Origin of the sequence: Gillisella terrae (assembly GCF_004801395.1) — a bacterium.
GTDB classification, from domain to species: Bacteria; Pseudomonadota; Alphaproteobacteria; order Rhizobiales; family Rhizobiaceae; genus Allorhizobium; species Allorhizobium terrae.
In genome coordinates, this window is sequence record NZ_SSOA01000001.1 from 188341 (window position 1) to 206111 (window position 17771).

Here is a 17771-nt window from a genome sequence, read left to right on the forward strand (position 1 = left end):
GCGCTATTGTAGGACGCTGCCTCGTTCACATTGAAAATGAAATGTTATATCGTTTAAGAAGAAGATTATGACTTTAAAAGTACCTGCTGTTTACAGCGCCGTGCACCATTGACGGCGCGCGGCACTGTATCGCTTTAATTTGTATCGCTTTAAATTTGCTGCATGATTTTTTCCTTAAATCGATTCCGATTTGCGGAATCATGCAGCAGATCTCGCCGCGCGCTGTGTGGACGCCATACGCCTGTCCTCGATTTTGAACATCGAGAGAAGATGCGCAAGGTTTTCTGCTTCTGCCTTGAGCTGGCTGGTTGCTGCTGTGGTCTCTTCCACCATGGCAGCATTTTGCTGGGTCATGCGGTCTATCTCGTTGATCGAACTGTTGATTTCGGAAATGCCGGTGGATTGCTCGCGCGATAGAGTGGCAATGTCGCCAATGCTGGCATTGATGGTCAGCACACGACCGTCAATGCCCTGAAGAGCGGCACCCGTTGCCTCAACCAGTTGCACACCGGTCTGCACTTGCGCACCAGAGGCCTGAATATGGGTTTTGATTTCCTTGGCAGCGTTGGCCGATCTTTGGGCCAGTTCGCGCACCTCTTGCGCCACCACAGCAAAGCCCTTGCCCGCTTCGCCAGCGCGGGCGGCCTCAACGCCTGCGTTCAGGGCCAGTAGATTGGTCTGAAAGGCAATTTCGTCAATCACGCTGATAATATCGTTGATTCTGGTCGAGGATTGTTCAATCAGGCCCATGGCGCTGATGGCCTCAGTCACTACGCTGCTGGATTTCGCCGCATCCTCTTTGGCTGAAAGCGCCATGGCTCTGGCTCTTTCAATGCTGCTCTCCGACGATTTGATCTTGTGGCTGATATCGTCAATTGCCGCAGCCGTTTCTTCCAGATTGGCGGCCTGTCCTTCCGTTCGTCTGGAAAGATTGGTCACGGCCCCATTGATCTCATCGACGGAGCGGCCAACACTCATTGTGCTCTCGGCAATTTTTTGAAGCGTTTCCGCCAGCGCCGAGACGGCTTTGTTGAAATCGGTTTCAAGCTTGAGATAGTCGCTCGGAAGATTGGTGAGCCGCACCGTGAGATCGCCTGTTGAGAGTGCCTCAAAGGCTTGGGCAAAACTGGCCACCACGCCAGCCTGTCTGTCGCTGTTTTGTTTTTCAATTTCGGCACGTTCCTGCCGCCTTTGGTCCATGGCCAATTGGCTGGCGGCCCGATTGTCTTCCAGCCTGTTGCGCTCGACAACGGAATTTTTAATCTCAACCAGCGCATTGGCCATTTGACCAATCTCGTCTCGGCGACTGATATGCGCAATCTCGCCGGATGTATCGTTGGCGGCAATTTTGATCATGGTGGCTTTGAGCGCGTTGAGCGGTTTTGAGATCGAACGTCCGATGAGGATAGAGCCGAGAATGGTGGCGATGGCGGCAAAGATCATGATAATGCCGGTGGAAAGCGTCTGCTTTTGGCTCATTGCCACAATATCATCATTGTACACGCCGGTGCCGACAATCCAGCCCCAAGGTGCAAACAGCACAATGTGAGAATTCTTGCCAACCGGCTGATCAGAGCCGGGCTTGGGCCACATATAGTCAAGATAACCTTCGCCGCTGGCCTTGGCGATCTTGATAAACTCCTGAAAAATGAAAACGCCGTTCGGGTCTTTCATGCCCAGAACACTGGTGTTGTTCAAGGCCGGTTTGGCGGCATGGGCCACCATCACACCGTTCAGATCGTTGATCCAGAAATAGCCATCAGGGCTATATCGCATCGCCATGATCTGCGCGATTGCATCTTTCTGCGCCGCCTCGCGGGTCATTTTACCTTCAGCTTCGAGGCTCTGGTAGCGCTTGAAGATGGAAATGGCATTTTGATCCATTTTCATCAGCATCGCTTTCCGCTCGCTCACAATATTCTGGTAGGATTGCTGCCCGCTATAAAACAGCGCACCGGCCATGATGACGAGGCTGAGGCCCATCAGCAAAAAAATTCTCTTCAGCACAGACAAATTAGACATATCTTAATAGACTCCCCCATCCTCTCTTTAGAGAGTGAGCCGCAAGCGTTTACAAATGTCTAATTTTGAACGTTTAAATGGTTGCAGGTGGCTCGGTATCGCGCATCTTGTGTCTTTTTTTGTCACAAGTTCCGCCCTGACTGCATAATTCCTGAAATCGATTCCGATTTCAGGAATTATGCAGTATGCAACAGAGTCAGCGTGAGTGATGTGAGGTGAGGGCGGCTATGGATCGGCACTTGTTTGTTTCGCAGTTTGGTGGCGTGTTTGAGCATTCGCCCTTCATCGCAGAGCGCGCGTTTGATCAAGGTTTGGTTGAAGAGCCAATGACCTTGGCCGGTGTCCATGGTGGATTGTGCTTGGTTTTTCGCCAGGCAAGTCATATTGAGCGGCTTGGTGTGTTGCGCGCTCATCCGGATTTGGCAGGCAAGCTGGCAATTGCCGGTGAATTGACGCAAGACAGCAAGAATGAACAGGCCGGTGCGGGTCTTGATCGGCTGTCAGCCGAAGAACATGCGCGTTTTACAGCCCTCAACAGCACTTATACCGAAAAGTTCGGCTTTCCCTTCATTGTTGCCGTCAAAGGTCTGACCAAGAATGATATTCTGGAGGCGTTTGAGGCTCGCATAAATAATGGCTCTGATGCGGAATTTGCCACCGCATGCAGCCAAGTCGAGAAAATTGCCCGTCTGCGTATCGAAGCAATCCTGACGAAGGATTAGCAGCTTTTATCTGGCGCACCGAAAGCGCAGAGGCAGGGGCTTACAGCCTCTTGCGCTTATGGTGGCGTTGCAGTGTCCAGCGCAAAAAAAACGTGCATTATTGCTTGCGCGTCTCTTCTGCTTCGCGGATAGCGTCCTCGTGATACCAGCTCGCCGAGCCGCTTTCATAAATCACTGGTGCGGGCTTGTTGCGTTCACGCATTTCGCGCAGCCTTTGCGCATTCCGAATGGGAAATTCGTAGATTTTTGCCGATTCACGACCAAGGCTCGTTGTCATTGCACTGCCTCTCAAAGTTCCTCGGGCTCCTCCGCCCTGAGCATTACCGTAGCATGTTCTCTCATGATCTGCACATCAAAAGTGCAATTTGCTCAAAAAAAGATCATTTTTATTCTGATCTTTTGCATGTTTTTTCGGCGCTCCGCTTGGCTGCGTTATATTTATGCGCCAAAATTTTTCTAAATCAGAATATTCTAAATATCAGTTTGAGCGGAAAACATTAAGAAAACCTGTTGTTTTTCAAGGCAGGGTTTCAAAGTTTCGTTTTTTTTGCTGTTTGCGAGCGTTGGCTTTGGAAAATTGGCACGCTTCCTGCTTCTTAATATTCGACTCGCCGGACTGCCGGAGAATCAATCCTAGGGTGCGCTCGGTGTAGAGCGCTGGACTTATGAGAGATCGACAATGACGAAGTACAAGCTCGAGTACATCTGGTTGGATGGCTATACGCCGGTTCCGAATTTGCGCGGCAAGACGCAGATTAAGGAATTCGCTGAATTCCCAACTTTGGAACAGCTCCCTCTCTGGGGCTTCGATGGTAGCTCCACCCAGCAGGCCGAAGGCCATAGCTCGGATTGCGTGCTGAAGCCTGTTGCTGTTTACCCAGACCCAGCCCGTACCAATGGTGCGCTGGTTATGTGCGAAGTGATGATGCCAGATGGCGTAACACCGCACCCTTCCAACAGCCGCGCCACCATTCTGGATGACGAAGGCACATGGTTTGGCTTTGAGCAGGAATACTTCCTGTATCAGGATGGCCGTCCTCTCGGCTTCCCTGAAAACGGCTTCCCAGCACCACAGGGCCCTTATTACACCGGCGTTGGCTATAAGAACGTTGGCGATATCGCTCGTGAAATCGTTGAAGAGCACCTCGACCTTTGCCTCGAAGCAGGCATCAACCACGAAGGCATCAATGCTGAAGTGGCGAAGGGTCAGTGGGAATTCCAGGTTTTCGGCAAGGGCTCCAAGAAGGCTGCTGACGAAATCTGGCTGGCTCGTTACCTGCTCGTTCGCCTGTGCGAAAAATATGGCGTTGACGTTGAATTCCATTGCAAGCCACTCGGCGACACCGACTGGAACGGCTCTGGTATGCACTGCAACTTCTCCACGCAGTTCATGCGCGAAGTTGGCGGCAAGGACTATTTCGAAGCTCTTATGGCTGCTTTCGCCAAGAACTGGAAAGAGCATATCGACGTCTACGGCCCAGACAACCATCTGCGCCTGACCGGCAAGCACGAAACTGCGCCTTGGAACAAGTTCTCCTACGGCGTTGCTGACCGTGGTGCATCGATCCGCGTTCCGCATTCCTTCGTTGCCAACGGCTACCGCGGCTACCTCGAAGACCGTCGCCCGAACAGCCAAGGCTGCCCATACCAGATCGCTTCTCAGGTTCTGAAGACGATTTCTGAAGTGCCAGTCGCAAAGTCTGCTGCTGCCTAATTCAGAAGCGCCGATGCTTAGGCATCGGCGCTTTTCCCCCTGCTTTGGTCCATTGCGGCGGTTGGATTTTCAGGGTGTTTTTGCCCGCTCGATCTCCATAGGTGGGCTGGCAGAAGCCACTCACGCCACATCATTCACGACAGCGATCATTCGTTTTTCATCATGCCTTGCAAAAGAGTGGGTGTGATGGCCCATTTGGCTTCAATTCGCTGTTCCCATACATTTTTCAATGCGTTACCTTTGAGAAAACCATTGGATATGTTTATGCCTCACCCTCTTTTCATCCGCCCGCTTACCCCTGAAGCCTTTGCCCCGTTCGGCGAGGTGATAGAGGCTAATCCCGACACCATGCGCCTGATCAACGGTGGCACCACGGAGCGCTTTCATGCGCTGGCAAGCCCCGATGTGGTGGGTGAAGGGGCGCGGGTTATTCTCAATATCTTTCGGGGTCAGCCGCGCAGTTTTCCCTACCAAATCACCATGATGGAGCGGCATCCGCTGGGCAGCCAGAGTTTTACGCCGCTCTCCGGGCGTCCGTTTCTGGTGGCCGTATCGCTGGATGAGGGGGGCAGGCCGGGCGCGCCGCAGGTGTTTTTGGCCAAAGCTCATCAGGGCGTGAACTATCATCGCAATGTCTGGCATCATCCTTTGATGGCCCTCGGCGAGATCAGTGATTTTCTGGTTGCAGATCGCGATGGGCCGGGCAACAATCTCGAAGAGTTCTTCTTCGAAGAGCCTTATCATCTTGAGGAGCCAGCGCTATGACCGGTTTGACCACCCATGTTCTTGATACCGCCCTTGGCCGTCCGGCTTCCGGTTTGCGCATTCAATTGATGCGCATGAAGGGCGAGGAAGCGGAGCTGATCCGCACCGTGTTTACCAATGATGATGGTCGCGTTGATGGTGGTCCCATTCTCGCGGGTGACGAATTTCAGATTGGCCATTACCAGTTGCTGTTTCACGCTGGCGATTATTTGCAAGCCACCGGCGCGCCGCTGAGCGATCCGCCGTTTCTCGACGTGATCCCGATCCGCTTTGGTGTTTCAGACACTGCGGCCCATTATCATGTGCCGCTTTTGCTGTCTCCCTATGGCTATTCGACCTATCGGGGAAGCTAAACATGCGCTTTGCCGCGATTGCGGACATTCACGGAAATTGTCTGGCGTTGGAAGCGGTGCTGGCTGACATTGCGGCGCAAGGCATTGATTATGCCGATGTTGTCAATCTCGGCGATTGCTTTTCCGGTCCTCTCGAAGCGGGCCGCACGGGTGATTTATTGCTGTTGCTGGATCTTGTCACGGTGCGCGGCAATCATGATCGCTATCTGATCGAGCGTGCGCGGGCGGACATGGAAGCGACTGATGCGGTGGCCTTTGATCAATTGGCAGAACGCCATTTCAATTGGCTGAAAGCGCTGCCTTTTTCAAAGATTTGGCGTGATGAGATCTACCTTTGCCATGCCACGCCTACGGACGACAATACCTATTGGCTGGAATCGGTGACATCGGATGGCAAGGTGCATCTGAAGCCACGGGCAGAGATCGAGGTCTTGGCGCAAGGCATTGAACAAGAGCTGATCCTGTGTGGCCATTCGCATATTCCTAGGGCTGTAAAGCTTTCCGACGGTCGTTTGATCGTCAATCCCGGCAGTGTCGGCTGCCCGGCCTATAATGATGACCTGCCATTTTACCACAAGGTGGAGGCGGGCACGCCGCTGGCCTCCTATGCCATCCTGGAAAAGACACCGGCTGGCTGGACGGTCGCATTCCGCCAAGTACCCTATAACAATCTTGCCATGGCGCGGCTGGCCGCCGACCATGGCCGCAAGGATTGGGCCAGCGGGCTGGAAAGCGGCTGGCTGTCCTCTTGAACTATTGCGGCTTGCTGGCCACGCCTGCCACATAGGTTTCCACCACAACGCGGTCATCGCCGAGCGTTTGCATCAAAAACAGCTCTTCGATCAGCGTAGTCACGGCTTCCATTTTCAGCGCCATGGCTGGTGTGGCTGATGCATTGAGCACCACCAGATCGGCTTCAGTGCCGGGCTCTAAAGTTCCGATTTTATCAGCCAGTGACAGCGCCTCAGCGTTGCCAAGCGTCATATGGTAATAGCTTTCCAGCGGGTTCAGCCGTTCGCCCAGCAATTGCTGAATCTTATAGGCTTCGTCCATGGTTTTGAACATGGAATAGCTGGTGCCGCCGCCGATATCTGTGGCAACGGCCACACGCACGGGCTTTTTGCGCCGTTGAATGGCTTTCAGCGGAAACAGGCCAGAGCCAAGGAAGAGATTGGACGTGGGGCAATGTACGGCAACCGAGCCGGAGTCTGATAGCGCATCCGCCTCGCGATCGGACAGATGGATGGCGTGGCCAAACAGGGTCTTTTTGCCCAAAAGGCCATAGCGGGCGTAGATATCCGTATAGTCGATGGCGTCCGGATATAGGCTGGCTGTAAACTCGATTTCCTCACGGTTTTCAGAGAGATGGGTCTGAATATGCAGATCGGGAAATTCATAGGCCAGCGCCTGTGTGCGCTCCATCTGCTCGGGCGTGGAGGTGATGGCAAAGCGCGGGGTGATGGCCACCATGTTGCGGCCACGGCCGTGCCAGCTTTCAATCAGCTCACGCGTTTCATCATAGCCGCTTTGCGGCGTATCCAGCAGGCCTTGCGGGGCATTGCGGTCCATCATCACCTTGCCGGCAATCATGCGGGTGCCGCGTCGCGCACTCTCGGCAAAAAAAGCATCCGCTGAGGTTTTGTGCACCGAGCAATAGGCCACCGCTGTTGTGGTGCCCTGGCGCAAAAACTGATCAAAGAAATGGGTGGCAATGCGCTGGGCGTGGGCCGTTTCCACAAAGCGGCATTCCTCAGGGAATGTATAGGTGTTGAGCCATTCCAGCAGGTTGGCGGCATAGGAGCCAATCACCTGCATTTGCGGAAAATGCACGTGGCAATCAATAAAGCCGGGCATGATCAGATGGGGGCGATGATCGATTTCCGATGCCGTCTCGGATGCTTGCGCCTTGACCTGATCGTAAGCGCCGGAGGCAATAATCAGCCCGTCGGCCACCAGCACGGCACCATCACTCTCATAGAGATAGCTGTCGGTATCTGCGATGTGCTGGGGTGCTGCCTTGAAGGAGAGCAGACGGCCACGGATCAGAAGTTCACTCATTACTCTGTTTTGCCTTTCACAGCGCTTTCATACCAGGCCACCAGCATGGCCCGCTCTTGCGGGGTAACGCTGGTGACGTTTCCCGGCGGCATAGCGTGGCTGCGGCCTGCCTGCAAATAAATCTCGCGTGCGTGGGCCGCAATCTCGTTATCGGTCTCGAATTTCACGTTTTTGGGCGCAAATGTCAGCCCGTCCCACGATGGCTCCTGCGCATGGCACATGGAACATCGGGCTTCAACAATGTCGCGGGCTTTGGTGAAATGAGCATCTGCCAGAAACTGCGTTTGCATGGGCGACAGGCTTGCATGTTCGCCAGCCCCCAGTTTTGGCTGGGTTGAGAGCCACATGATGATGATGAAAATCACCGTGGTGATCATCCATGTCCAGATGGGCTTGCCCTTGCGCGCATGGCCGGTGTTGAACCAATGGCGGATGGTGACACCCATGAGAAACACCAGCGCTGCAATAATCCAGTTATAGGCCGTGGCAAAGGCCAGCGGATAGTGGTTGGACAGCATGAAGAACACGACGGGCAGCGTCAGATAATTGTTATGCAACGAGCGCTGCTTGGCGATCACGCCATATTTTGGGTCTGGCTTGCGTCCGGCAATCAGGTCTGCGACCACCACGCGCTGATTGGGCATGATGATAAAAAACACATTCGCCGTCATGATGGTGGCGGTAAACGCACCCAGATGCAGGAAAGCTGCACGGCCGGTAAACACCTGCGTATAGCCCCAGGCCATGATCACCAGCAGAATATAGAGCAGGATCATCAAGCCCCATGTGCTTTTGCCAATGGGCGATTTGCACAGCAGATCATAACAGATCCAGCCAATGGCCAGCGAGCCGGCAGACAGGGCAATGGCCTGAACATGGCTGAGGTCCAGCAGGCTGCGATCAATCAAAAACAGGTCTGCCCCGCCATAATAAACCACGCAGAGCATGGCAAAGCCCGAGAGCCATGTGGCGTAGCTCTCCCATTTGAACCACGTTAAATGCTTGGGCATGGAGGCGGGCGCGACCAGATATTTCTGGATGTGGTAAAAACCACCGCCATGCACCTGCCATTCCTCACCATAGACACCTTCGGGCATGCCGGGACGTTTGGTGAGGCCAAGGTCCAGCGCGATAAAATAGAAGGAAGAGCCGATCCAGGCGATGGCGGTGACCACATGCAGCCAGCGCACAGCAAAGGTCAGCCATTCCCAGGCAATGGCGTATTCATACATAAGGCACCCCGTTTTCTCTCCCGACTCGTAACTGTGCAAAATGTTAAGGTCTAAGGGAAGGGGCGAGGGCGGTGAATGTGTAAAAAATTGTGCATGGCTTCAATTTAGGCAGTGTCGGGGGTAAGGGGCGGCAGTGCCTCTGTCAGCCATTGGTGGAATGCTTTGATTTTAGGGCTATTGCGTTTGTGCGGCGGGTAAACCAGCCAGTAGATATTCTGGTCGCGATAGGAGAGGTCGAAAGGCTGGATAAGTCTGCCAGCCGTAAGATCATCTTCCACATAAAACCGACTGAGCATGGCGGCTCCGTGACCGGCAATGGCAGCACCCGCTTCGAGGTCGAGTACGCCAAATGCCGTGAACTTGATTGCCTTTTTGTCTGGCGAAGGAATGCCTGCGGCCTGAAACCAATCCGCCCACCAGCATTCGCCTGTGCTGATCCACGGCAATTTAAGAAGATCTTCCGGCTTATTTACGCCGCCAATGCTTGCCGCCAGTGCTGGGCTCACCATCGGCGTGTAATCAAGCTCCAGAATCGGATGGCAAATCATGCCGGGTAAGGGGCTTTTGTCAATGTGAATGATGACATCCGCATTTTCGCGATTGGGATCATTTTTACCGTCAGACCGCAGCAGTCGCACGGCGATATTGGGATGTTGAAGCTGAAATTTGCCCAGATGCCGCGCCAGCCATTGTGACGCAAAGGTGGGCGTGGAGTGAATTTCCAGCACTTCATCTGCGGCTTGGCGAGCCAGAGCAACAGCTTCGCGCAACAGTTCAAACCCTTCGCGTGTCTTCGGCAATAACCGTTCACCTGTTCCGGTTAAGGTAATCTGCCGGGTTTGTCGCAAAAACAGCGCCTCGCCAATATTATCTTCCAAAATCTTGATCTGATAGCTCACTGCCGTTTGCGTCATGCCAAGCTCATCCCCGGCACGGGTAAAACTGTTGTGGCGGGCCACCGCTTCAAACACACGGAGCGCATTGACCGGAAACTGCTTCGACATTTTCATGGATAAGCTCTCTTTATGCGTTGTCATTGTAATTGAATTGGAACCGGCGCGCAATTCAATCCATAATGTTGCTCAAGAACAGCAAGGCTTGGTGTTTTAACGACGCTCCTTTTGGCTATTCATTCATTGAAATCATAAGAATAACGGATGCAATGGCGCATGCCTGCTGGCTGTGCGCGAGCCATGCCGTTTGCACGCAGGGTACGGGTCATGGAAAAGGGATTGAGGTTTTTACAATGGATTTTTCGATGGATGAATCGGCCGAATGGATGGCGCACGGATATGTCTGAGGGGTTGCGTCGTGATCTTGGATTGCAGGATCAAGACAGTATCAACAACCGCATTGAGGCCTTCTGGGTCTGGTACATCCGCAAGAGATAAGCTTATCGTTGCAACAATTCCGCTGCCACCAGAGCCGCAATCACGGCTGGCCGTTTGTCTTTGCGTTCACTTTTGCCAATCGGCAGGATCAGGCGGTTAAGGCAGGCGGGATCAGTCCCCTCGCGGGCCAGCCAATGGGCAAAAGTGGCGCGTTTGCTGCTCGATCCAATCATGCCAATGTAAGAAAGATCGTCTCGCAAAAGCGCTTCGCGGGCAATGAGAAAATCCAGCGCGTGGTCGTGGGTGACGATGACGCAAGCGCCGCCGGGGGGAATCGCCGACACCTGCGTTTCCGGCATGGCGCTTCGGTGAAAAATTATGCCGGGGGCAATGTCGCCATCGATGTGCTCACGGGTATCAATCAGGGTAACGCGAAACGGCAGTGGGGCGAGGGCGACGGCCAGCGCCAGACCCACATGGCCTGCGCCGAAAATAAAAACGGGTGGGAGGCTGTCATAGGCTGCGGCCTGTTGTTGCAGAAAGATTGCACGTCTCTCAAGCGTGAGACGGCTTAAGCGCAGCCCCACACGCCCGCCGCAGCATTGGCCGATCTCCGGGCCAAGTGGCACATCCATCTCGGCGTCATCATCGCCATTCATCAGCATGGAACGGGCTTTGTCTATGGCCAGATATTCCAGCTGGCCGCCGCCAATCGTGCCGGTCGTGGCGTGAGCGGCGACAATCATAAAGGCCCCCGCCTCGCGCGGGGTCGAGCCTTTGGCCTCCGATACCGTTACCAGCACGGCATCGGGGTGATTGGCCAGAAAATCGCTGCTCAGGCGTGGCTGGCTCGTCATCACAGCCTCTTCAGCCGCTCCACGGCCATCAGCACCCGCTCAGGGGTCGCGGGCGCATCCAGCCGCGGGCAGTGGCGATAATCAGCCACCGATGCCACGGCCATGGACAGCGCTTCCAGTGCTGAGATCGCCAGCATGAACGGCGGCTCGCCCACGGCTTTGGATCGGCCAATGGTCAACTCGGCGTTTTCAGCCCAATCGGCCAGTTTGACGTTGAAGATTTTCGGGCGGTCAGAAGCCAGCGGGATTTTGTAGGTCGAGGGCGCATGGGTACGCAGGCGGCCCTTGCCATCCCACCACAGTTCTTCCGTGGTCAGCCAGCCCATGCCCTGCACAAACCCGCCTTCGATCTGCCCAATATCAATGGCCGGATTGAGGGATTTGCCAACATCGTGGAGAATATCAGTGCGATCCATCAGATATTCGCCGGTCAGCGTATCAATCGACGCTTCCGTGCAGGCTGCACCATAGGCGTAATAATAAAACGGTGTGCCGCGTCCGGTTTCACGATTCCAGTGGATTTTCGGCGTCTTGTAGAAGCCAGCGGCTGAGAGCTGCACGCGGGCAAAATAGGCCTGTTTGATAAAGTCCGGGAAGGGGATTTCCTGTGCGCCAACCATCACCCGGTTGGGCAAAAAGCGCACGTCGGAGGCGTCCACGCCCCATTTTTCAGCGGCAAAGGCCACCAACCGTTCCTTGATCTGGCGGGCGGCATCATAGGCGGCCATGCCGTTCAGGTCGGTGCCGGAAGATGCGGCGGTGGCAGAGGTGTTGGGCACTTTGCCGGTGGTGGTGGCGGTGATTTTTACCACATCAATATCCACCTGAAAGGCGTCGGCCACCACCTGCGCCACTTTGGTGTAAAGGCCCTGACCCATTTCCGTGCCACCATGATTGAGGTGGATGGAGCCGTCCTGATAGATATGCACCAGCGCCCCGGCCTGATTAAAGGCGGTCATGGTGAAGGAAATGCCGAATTTGACCGGGGTGAGGGCAATGCCCTTTTTGATCACGGGACTTGCCTTGTTGAAATCAACAATCGCCTTGCGCCGCGCCTGATAATCGCATGAGCTTTCCAGCTCACTCACCACGCGGGCAATGATATTGTCCTCCACCGTCTGGTGATAGGGCGTCACGTCGCGGCCTGAGCCTGTCTCGCCATAGAAATTGGCCTTTCGCACCTCCAGCGGGTCTTTGCCAAGTGCATAGGCGATTTCCTCAATCACCCGTTCTGCCCCCAACATGCCCTGTGGGCCACCAAAACCGCGATAGGCGGTGTTGGAAACGGTATGGGTTTTGAGTGGTTGTGAGGTCAGTTTCACATGCGGGTAGAAATAGCTGCTGTCGGCATGAAACAGGGCGCGGTCTGTGACCGGACCAGAGAGATCCGACGAATAGCCACAGCGGGCGGCAAAATTGGCCTCAACCGCATGGATGCGGCCATCGCTGTTGAAAGCGACGTCGAAATCCATCTTGAAATCATGGCGCTTGCCGGTGATCGCCATGTCTTCATCCCGGTCGGGGCGAAATTTCACCGCACGGTTCAGCTTTTTGGCCGCAACAGCGGCGAGTGCCGCAAATTGATTGCCTTGGGTTTCCTTGCCGCCAAAACCCCCGCCCATGCGCCTTGTGTTCACCGTGATGGCATGGGACGGAATGTTGAGCACATGGCCAACAATATGCTGGATTTCAGAGGGATGCTGGGTGGATGACCACACGGTCACATCATCATCCTCACCCGGAATGGCCATGGCAATCTGGCTTTCCAGATAGAAATGCTCCTGTCCGCCAATGCGCATGGTGGATTGAAGGCGATGCTCGGCCTTATCCAGCTCACTTTCGGGCGTACCGCGCTTCAGCACCATGCCGGGGGTCACCAGCGGTGCACCATTTTCCAGCGCGCCATCAATATCGGTCCAAAACGGCAGGTCGCGGTATTCCACCTTGGCAAGCCGCGCTGCCTTGCGGGCCGCATCGCGGGTCTCGGCAATGACGGCAAAGATGATCTGGCCGTGGAATTCCACTTTGGTGGTGGCAATCAGCGGCTCGTCATGGCGTCCGCCGGAGGACACATCATTGGTGCCGGGAATGTCATCGGCAGTAAGTACCGCCACCACGCCGGGGTAGGCTTTGACTTGCGCAAGATCGAGAGAGACAATCTCGGCATGGGCGCGGTCCGCTAGTCCGAGACCGCCATGCAGCAGCCCTGCTGGTTCTGGAATATCGTCAATATAGTCTGCGCTGCCCGCCACATGCTTGTGGGCGGAATCATGGCGCAAGGATTGGTGCATAGGGCCTTTGATGGCGGCGGATTTTTCGAATGTTGCCTTATCCATGGGCTAGGCTCCTGTTTTGGTCCTCATGATAAAGCACACACATTTGTGTGTGTCGTTCACCCCCCTCTGTCCTGCCGGACATCTCCCCCACAAGGGGGGAGATCGATCTTTTGTTGGCTGCTCGCTTCACATCACCCCTCCAAAGTGTCGCAAATTGTGACCTTATTTGAAGGCATGGGACGCTTCGTCTATCCAATCTCCCTCCTTGTGGGGGAGATGGCTGGCAAGCCAGAGGGGGGTGAACCGCAAATGAAAACGATAATGTCGTATCCTGTGCGCTCATCACACCACCTCCATCGCAAACCGCTGCAATTCCTGGCCGTTGCCCGATGTTTCCAGAAAGAAACGGGTTGCCAGGTTCTTGGCCGTCAATTGCCGATAGTCTGCTGTTGCCCGCCAATCGGAGAGTGGCTGATAATCCACGTCAAAGGCATCTCGTGCCGCCTGAATTGTTGCCTCATTCCATGGCTTACCCATCAGTGCCGCTTCCACCGCATGGGCGCGCTTTGGGGTGCCTGCCATGCCACCAAAGGCAATGCGTAGCGTCGAGACTTTGCCTTCATCGGTTTCCAGATAAAACGCGCCGCACAGCGCCGAAATATCCTCATCGCGACGCTTGGAGATTTTGTAGACGGCAAAATGGCTGGCAGGTTTGGGCCGCGGTACAAAAATGCGCTCGACGAATTCATCGGGCTTTCTGTCCTGCTTGCCATAGTCAATGAAGAAATCTTCCAAGGGCAAGGTGCGGGTGCCAGCGGTGGAGCGCAGAGTAACCGTTGCGCCAAGCGCAATCAGTGCCGGTGGCGTGTCGCCAATCGGAGAGCCATTGGCAATATTGCCGCCGATCGTTCCCATATTGCGCACCTGCTGACCGCCAATGCGCTCAATCAAGCGGCCAAAGGCAGGGATTTCGGACCGAAGACAGTCAAAGGCCGCAGCATAGCTGACACCCGCTCCAAGGGTGATGCCAGCATCGCCCATCGAAATGTCTTGCAATTCGCTCAGGTGGTTGATGAACACCACAGGGTCCAGAACCCGCATTTGCTTTGTCACCCACAGGCCCACGTCGGTTGCTCCCGCAACAATCGTGGCCTTGGGGTGGGCCGTCAGCGTGTTGGCCAGCGCCTCAACACTGTTTGGCACAATCAGGTTTCTACCATCGCCTTCCAGCACAATGGTATCAGTGCTGGTCATGCTTTGTAGCGTGGTAATGATGGTTTCGCGCTCGCGCGAAAGCGCGTCAAACACGGCAGAGGGGCGGATGCGCCCCATTTGTTCAGCTGCTTTCACAATCGGCTCATAGCCGGTGCAGCGACAGAGATTGCCTTGCAGGGCACGCTCAATCTCGGCGCGGCTTGGGGCCTCATTGGTCAGCCACAAGCCATAGAGTGACATGACAAAGCCAGGGGTGCAAAAACCGCATTGCGAGCCATGGCAATCCACCATGGCCTGCTGCACGGGATGGAGGGTTCCATCCTTGGCGGCCAGATGCTCGACTGTCACCACATGGGTGGCATTGAGCGAGCCAACAAAGCGAATGCAGGCGTTGACCGCTTCATACATAAGCTGGCCTTTGATCAGCCGCCCCACCAGCACGGTGCAGGCGCCGCAATCACCTTCTGCACAACCTTCCTTGCTTCCGGTCAAACGGCGGTTCAGCCGCAAATAGTCCAGAAGCGTTGTTGTGGGGTCTATGCTGGACAGCGAGACCTCTTGATCATTGAGCAGAAAGCGAATGCGGTTTGTCATGGGTGCCTTTCAGAAGCGATATGCAACTGACAAGACTATTACGACAGTATTACGCCGTCCAGCCGCCATCGATGGATATATGCGTCCCGGTGATTTGCTGGGCCGCCTCACTGGCCAGATAGATAGCGCAAGCGGCCACCTGTTCGACAGTCACAAACTCCTTGGTGGCTTGCGAGGCCAGAATGACGTCCTTCTTGACCTGTTCTTCGGTCATGCCACGGGCTTTGGCCGTATCGGGGATCTGCTTTTCCACCAGCGGGGTCAGCACATAGCCGGGGCAAATGGCGTTGACGGTCACACCATGTTCGGCAAGCTCAAGCGCTGCGGTCTTGGTCAGACCCATGATCCCGTGTTTGGCGGTGACATAGGCTGATTTGAATGGCGAGGCCACCAGGCCATGGGCTGACGCGATGTTGATGATGCGGCCAGATTTTTTGCCCTTCATGTTTGGAATGGCGGCGCGCATGGTGTGAAAGGCGCTCGACATATTGATGGCAATGATCTGATCCCATTTTTCAATCGGGAATTCCTCAATCGGAGCCACATGCTGGATGCCAGCATTGTTGACCAGCACGTCAATACCGCCAAACTGCGAAATGGCGGTTTCAATCATATCAGTAATTTCAGCCGGTTTGGTCATGTCGGCAGCGTGATAAATCACCTTGCCGCCTTTGGCTTCCAGCTCTTTGCGGATTTTTTCAATCTCGTCAGCAGGGCCAAAGCCGTTGATCAGCAGGTTGGCACCTTCTTGTGCAAAAGCGCGCGCAATTCCAAGGCCGATACCACTGGTGGAACCGGTTACAACAACATTTCTTTTCATCGCTTCTTCCTTTTCGGTGAGGGCATGTGACAGGTGTTGCAAAGTGGTTTGCCTGCTTTTGAGAGTTGCAGCCAGACCCGATTCAATTTCCCCGATTATATTTATATGGGTAGCCTATGCCCAAAAGCCAGCGCTTGGCAATTCGGCTTTTGGTTGGCGGCTTTCATCTGTAAAGATGGGTTGAAGGGTATAAATGCCCTGTTGAATAACAGGAAATCTTCGTTTACGTTTCTTTTTCAAGGTTGTATGCGGCTAAAAACTTCATTTTGCGCGCATTTCGAAAATAAAACGAAAGCTCTGGGAGGAGTGTCATGGCTAGGTTTGTGCTGGCAATTGATCAGGGAACAACATCCAGTCGCGCGATTGTGTTTGATGAGGCCATGCGCATTGTTGGTCGCGGCCAAAAAGAATTTCCGCAAATTTTTCCGCAATCCGGTTGGGTTGAGCATGAGCCCGAAGCGATCTGGGAGAGCGTAACCCAGTGCATTCGCGAGGCCTTGGCGCGGGCGCGCATCACCCTCGCTGATATTGCCGCCATTGGCATTACCAACCAGCGCGAAACCGTGGTGGTCTGGGAGCGCGACACCGGCAAAGCCATCCATAACGCCATTGTCTGGCAGGATCGTCGCACGGCTGCTTTTTGCGAAAAGCTCAAAGGCGATGGGCTGGAAGCACTGTTTACCGAAAAAACCGGCCTGCTGCTCGATCCGTATTTTTCCGGCACCAAGCTGTCGTGGCTATTGGACCATGTGGAGGGTGCACGCGAAAAGGCCGAGAAGGGCGCACTCTGCTTTGGTACCATTGATACCTATCTGATCTGGCGGCTCACCGGTCGCAAGAGCTTTGTCACCGATGCCACCAATGCCTCGCGCACCCTGCTTTATAATATCGCTGATAACCAGTGGGATGAGGAGCTGTTGAAACTCCTGAACATCCCCGCCGTGATGTTGCCGCAGGTGATGGATTGCGCCGCCGATTTTGGCGTCACAGACGTGGCCGTGCTGGGGGCAGAGGTGCCGATTTTGGGTGTGGCTGGCGATCAGCAGGCAGCCACCATTGGCCAGGCCTGTTTTGCGCCGGGCATGGTTAAATCCACCTATGGCACGGGTTGTTTTGCGTTGCTCAACACCGGCACAGATCGGGTGGTGTCGAAAAACCGATTGCTCACCACCATTGCCTATCGCATGGATGGCAAAACCACCTACGCGCTGGAAGGCTCCATCTTCATTGCCGGTGCGGCCGTGCAATGGCTGCGTGATGGGCTGAAGGTGATTGGTGATGCGGCAGAAGCCGGCAATCTGGCAGCATCAGCTGATCCAAACCAGCAGGTCTATCTGGTGCCGGCCTTCACCGGCATGGGTGCACCGTGGTGGGATCCCGACGCCCGTGGCGCTATGTTTGGCCTGACGCGCAACAGCGGCCCTGCCGAATTTGCCTGTGCGGCGCTGGAGGCTGTTTGCTTCCAGACCCGCGATCTTCTGGATGCGATGCATAAGGATTGGCAAAACGGCCATGACGAGATGGTGTTGCGGGTGGATGGCGGCATGGCGGCCTCAGACTGGACCATGCAGCGTCTGGCGGATTTGCTGAATGCGCCCGTGGATCGCCCCGCGATTATTGAAACCACCGCTTTGGGGGCCGCTTTTCTGGCCGCCAGCCGCGCGGGTCTGTGGCCCGGCATGGATGAATTTGCCAAGGCCTGGGCGCGCGATTATCGGTTTGAGCCGGTGATGAAGGAAGATTTGCGTTTGGCCAAGCACACAGGCTGGCAAGATGCTGTGCGTCGCACCTTGACCCATTTTTGATGTTTTG

The 17771-nt window shown here is 55.0% G+C and carries 15 protein-coding genes; 6 read left to right on the forward strand and 9 right to left on the reverse strand.

The genetic code is table 11. From position 1 onward, the window contains the following. Positions 1-198: 198 nt before the first annotated feature. Positions 199-2022, reverse strand: a complete 1824-nt coding sequence (locus E6C51_RS00900) for a methyl-accepting chemotaxis protein (RefSeq protein WP_190234717.1) — start codon at positions 2020-2022, stop codon at positions 199-201. Between the two features lie 227 nt (positions 2023-2249). Here E6C51_RS00900 and uraD point away from each other — a divergent pair, with 227 nt between their 5' ends. Continuing rightward, positions 2250-2744, forward strand: a complete 495-nt coding sequence (gene uraD / locus E6C51_RS00905) for a 2-oxo-4-hydroxy-4-carboxy-5-ureidoimidazoline decarboxylase (RefSeq protein WP_146933119.1) — start codon at positions 2250-2252, stop codon at positions 2742-2744. Between the two features lie 97 nt (positions 2745-2841). On the opposite strand, the gene E6C51_RS00910 is transcribed toward uraD, so the two are convergent. After that, positions 2842-3021, reverse strand: coding sequence for a DUF2735 domain-containing protein (locus tag E6C51_RS00910; protein ID WP_146933121.1), 180 nt, complete (start codon positions 3019-3021; stop codon positions 2842-2844). 402 nt (positions 3022-3423) lie between these two features. On the opposite strand from E6C51_RS00910, the gene E6C51_RS00915 reads away from it, so the two are divergent. The 4 genes from E6C51_RS00915 to E6C51_RS00930 all read left to right on the forward strand — a co-directional run bounded on the left by E6C51_RS00915 (position 3424) and on the right by E6C51_RS00930 (position 6328). Beyond that, positions 3424-4458, forward strand: coding sequence for a glutamine synthetase beta-grasp domain-containing protein (locus tag E6C51_RS00915; RefSeq protein WP_146933123.1), 1035 nt, complete (start codon positions 3424-3426; stop codon positions 4456-4458). A 264-nt stretch (positions 4459-4722) separates the two neighbouring features. After that, positions 4723-5223: an ureidoglycolate lyase gene (locus E6C51_RS00920; protein WP_190234718.1), complete on the forward strand. Its 501-nt coding sequence runs from the start codon at positions 4723-4725 to the stop codon at positions 5221-5223. After that, a complete protein-coding gene (gene uraH, locus E6C51_RS00925) occupies positions 5220-5576 on the forward strand; it encodes a hydroxyisourate hydrolase (RefSeq protein WP_146933127.1) in 357 nt (118 codons plus the stop codon). Before E6C51_RS00920 ends, uraH begins: the two co-directional genes overlap by 4 nt. A 2-nt stretch (positions 5577-5578) precedes the next feature. Beyond that, positions 5579-6328, forward strand: a complete 750-nt coding sequence (locus E6C51_RS00930) for a metallophosphoesterase family protein (RefSeq protein WP_190234719.1) — start codon at positions 5579-5581, stop codon at positions 6326-6328. 1 nt (position 6329) lies between these two features. On the opposite strand, the gene guaD is transcribed toward E6C51_RS00930, so the two are convergent. From guaD to E6C51_RS00965, 7 genes are all read right to left on the reverse strand, one after another. Next, complete coding sequence (gene guaD, locus E6C51_RS00935) at positions 6330-7634, reverse strand: guanine deaminase (RefSeq protein WP_190234720.1); 1305 nt, start codon at positions 7632-7634, stop codon at positions 6330-6332. Continuing rightward, positions 7634-8866 carry a urate hydroxylase PuuD gene (puuD, locus tag E6C51_RS00940; protein ID WP_190234721.1) on the reverse strand — a complete coding sequence of 411 codons (1233 nt, stop codon included), beginning with the start codon at positions 8864-8866 and terminating at the stop codon, positions 7634-7636. The genes guaD and puuD overlap by 1 nt, the downstream gene beginning before the upstream one ends. Before the next feature lie 104 nt (positions 8867-8970). Continuing rightward, entirely contained in the window at positions 8971-9876 is a 906-nt protein-coding gene (locus E6C51_RS00945) for a LysR substrate-binding domain-containing protein (RefSeq protein ID WP_190234722.1), read from the reverse strand. 383 nt (positions 9877-10259) lie between these two features. Further along, the gene (xdhC, locus tag E6C51_RS00950) at positions 10260-11054 is read right to left on the reverse strand and encodes a xanthine dehydrogenase accessory protein XdhC (protein WP_190234723.1); all 795 of its coding nucleotides are present in this window, start codon (positions 11052-11054) and stop codon (positions 10260-10262) included. After that, on the reverse strand, positions 11054-13390 hold the full coding sequence (xdhB, locus tag E6C51_RS00955) for a xanthine dehydrogenase molybdopterin binding subunit (RefSeq protein WP_190234724.1): 2337 nt from the start codon (positions 13388-13390) through the stop codon (positions 11054-11056). The genes xdhC and xdhB overlap by 1 nt, the downstream gene beginning before the upstream one ends. A gap of 282 nt (positions 13391-13672) precedes the next feature. Next, positions 13673-15139, reverse strand: coding sequence for a xanthine dehydrogenase small subunit (xdhA, locus tag E6C51_RS00960; RefSeq protein WP_190234725.1), 1467 nt, complete (start codon positions 15137-15139; stop codon positions 13673-13675). 49 nt (positions 15140-15188) lie between these two features. Next, positions 15189-15959 (reverse strand): 3-hydroxybutyrate dehydrogenase, encoded by a 771-nt coding sequence (locus tag E6C51_RS00965; protein WP_190234726.1) that lies wholly within the window; start codon positions 15957-15959, stop codon positions 15189-15191. A 311-nt stretch (positions 15960-16270) separates the two neighbouring features. On the opposite strand from E6C51_RS00965, the gene glpK reads away from it, so the two are divergent. Further along, positions 16271-17764: a glycerol kinase GlpK gene (gene glpK, locus E6C51_RS00970; protein WP_190234727.1), complete on the forward strand. Its 1494-nt coding sequence runs from the start codon at positions 16271-16273 to the stop codon at positions 17762-17764. Positions 17765-17771 lie beyond the last annotated feature (7 nt).

What these genes read in the sequence shown, in the direction of transcription:
- E6C51_RS00965 (WP_190234726.1), bottom strand. Translation starts at nt 15,959, where the DNA reads ATGAAAAGAAATGTTGTTGTAACCGGTTCCACCAGTGGTATCGGCCTT.
- E6C51_RS00900 (WP_190234717.1), bottom strand. Translation starts at nt 2,022, where the DNA reads ATGTCTAATTTGTCTGTGCTGAAGAGAATTTTTTTGCTGATGGGCCTC.
- xdhA (WP_190234725.1), bottom strand. Translation starts at nt 15,139, where the DNA reads ATGACAAACCGCATTCGCTTTCTGCTCAATGATCAAGAGGTCTCGCTG.
- glpK (WP_190234727.1), top strand. Translation starts at nt 16,271, where the DNA reads ATGGCTAGGTTTGTGCTGGCAATTGATCAGGGAACAACATCCAGTCGC.
- guaD (WP_190234720.1), bottom strand. Translation starts at nt 7,634, where the DNA reads ATGAGTGAACTTCTGATCCGTGGCCGTCTGCTCTCCTTCAAGGCAGCA.
- E6C51_RS00920 (WP_190234718.1), top strand. Translation starts at nt 4,723, where the DNA reads ATGCCTCACCCTCTTTTCATCCGCCCGCTTACCCCTGAAGCCTTTGCC.
- E6C51_RS00930 (WP_190234719.1), top strand. Translation starts at nt 5,579, where the DNA reads ATGCGCTTTGCCGCGATTGCGGACATTCACGGAAATTGTCTGGCGTTG.
- uraH (WP_146933127.1), top strand. Translation starts at nt 5,220, where the DNA reads ATGACCGGTTTGACCACCCATGTTCTTGATACCGCCCTTGGCCGTCCG.
- E6C51_RS00915 (WP_146933123.1), top strand. Translation starts at nt 3,424, where the DNA reads ATGACGAAGTACAAGCTCGAGTACATCTGGTTGGATGGCTATACGCCG.
- E6C51_RS00945 (WP_190234722.1), bottom strand. Translation starts at nt 9,876, where the DNA reads ATGAAAATGTCGAAGCAGTTTCCGGTCAATGCGCTCCGTGTGTTTGAA.
- xdhB (WP_190234724.1), bottom strand. Translation starts at nt 13,390, where the DNA reads ATGGATAAGGCAACATTCGAAAAATCCGCCGCCATCAAAGGCCCTATG.
- xdhC (WP_190234723.1), bottom strand. Translation starts at nt 11,054, where the DNA reads ATGACGAGCCAGCCACGCCTGAGCAGCGATTTTCTGGCCAATCACCCC.
- E6C51_RS00910 (WP_146933121.1), bottom strand. Translation starts at nt 3,021, where the DNA reads ATGACAACGAGCCTTGGTCGTGAATCGGCAAAAATCTACGAATTTCCC.
- puuD (WP_190234721.1), bottom strand. Translation starts at nt 8,866, where the DNA reads ATGTATGAATACGCCATTGCCTGGGAATGGCTGACCTTTGCTGTGCGC.
- uraD (WP_146933119.1), top strand. Translation starts at nt 2,250, where the DNA reads ATGGATCGGCACTTGTTTGTTTCGCAGTTTGGTGGCGTGTTTGAGCAT.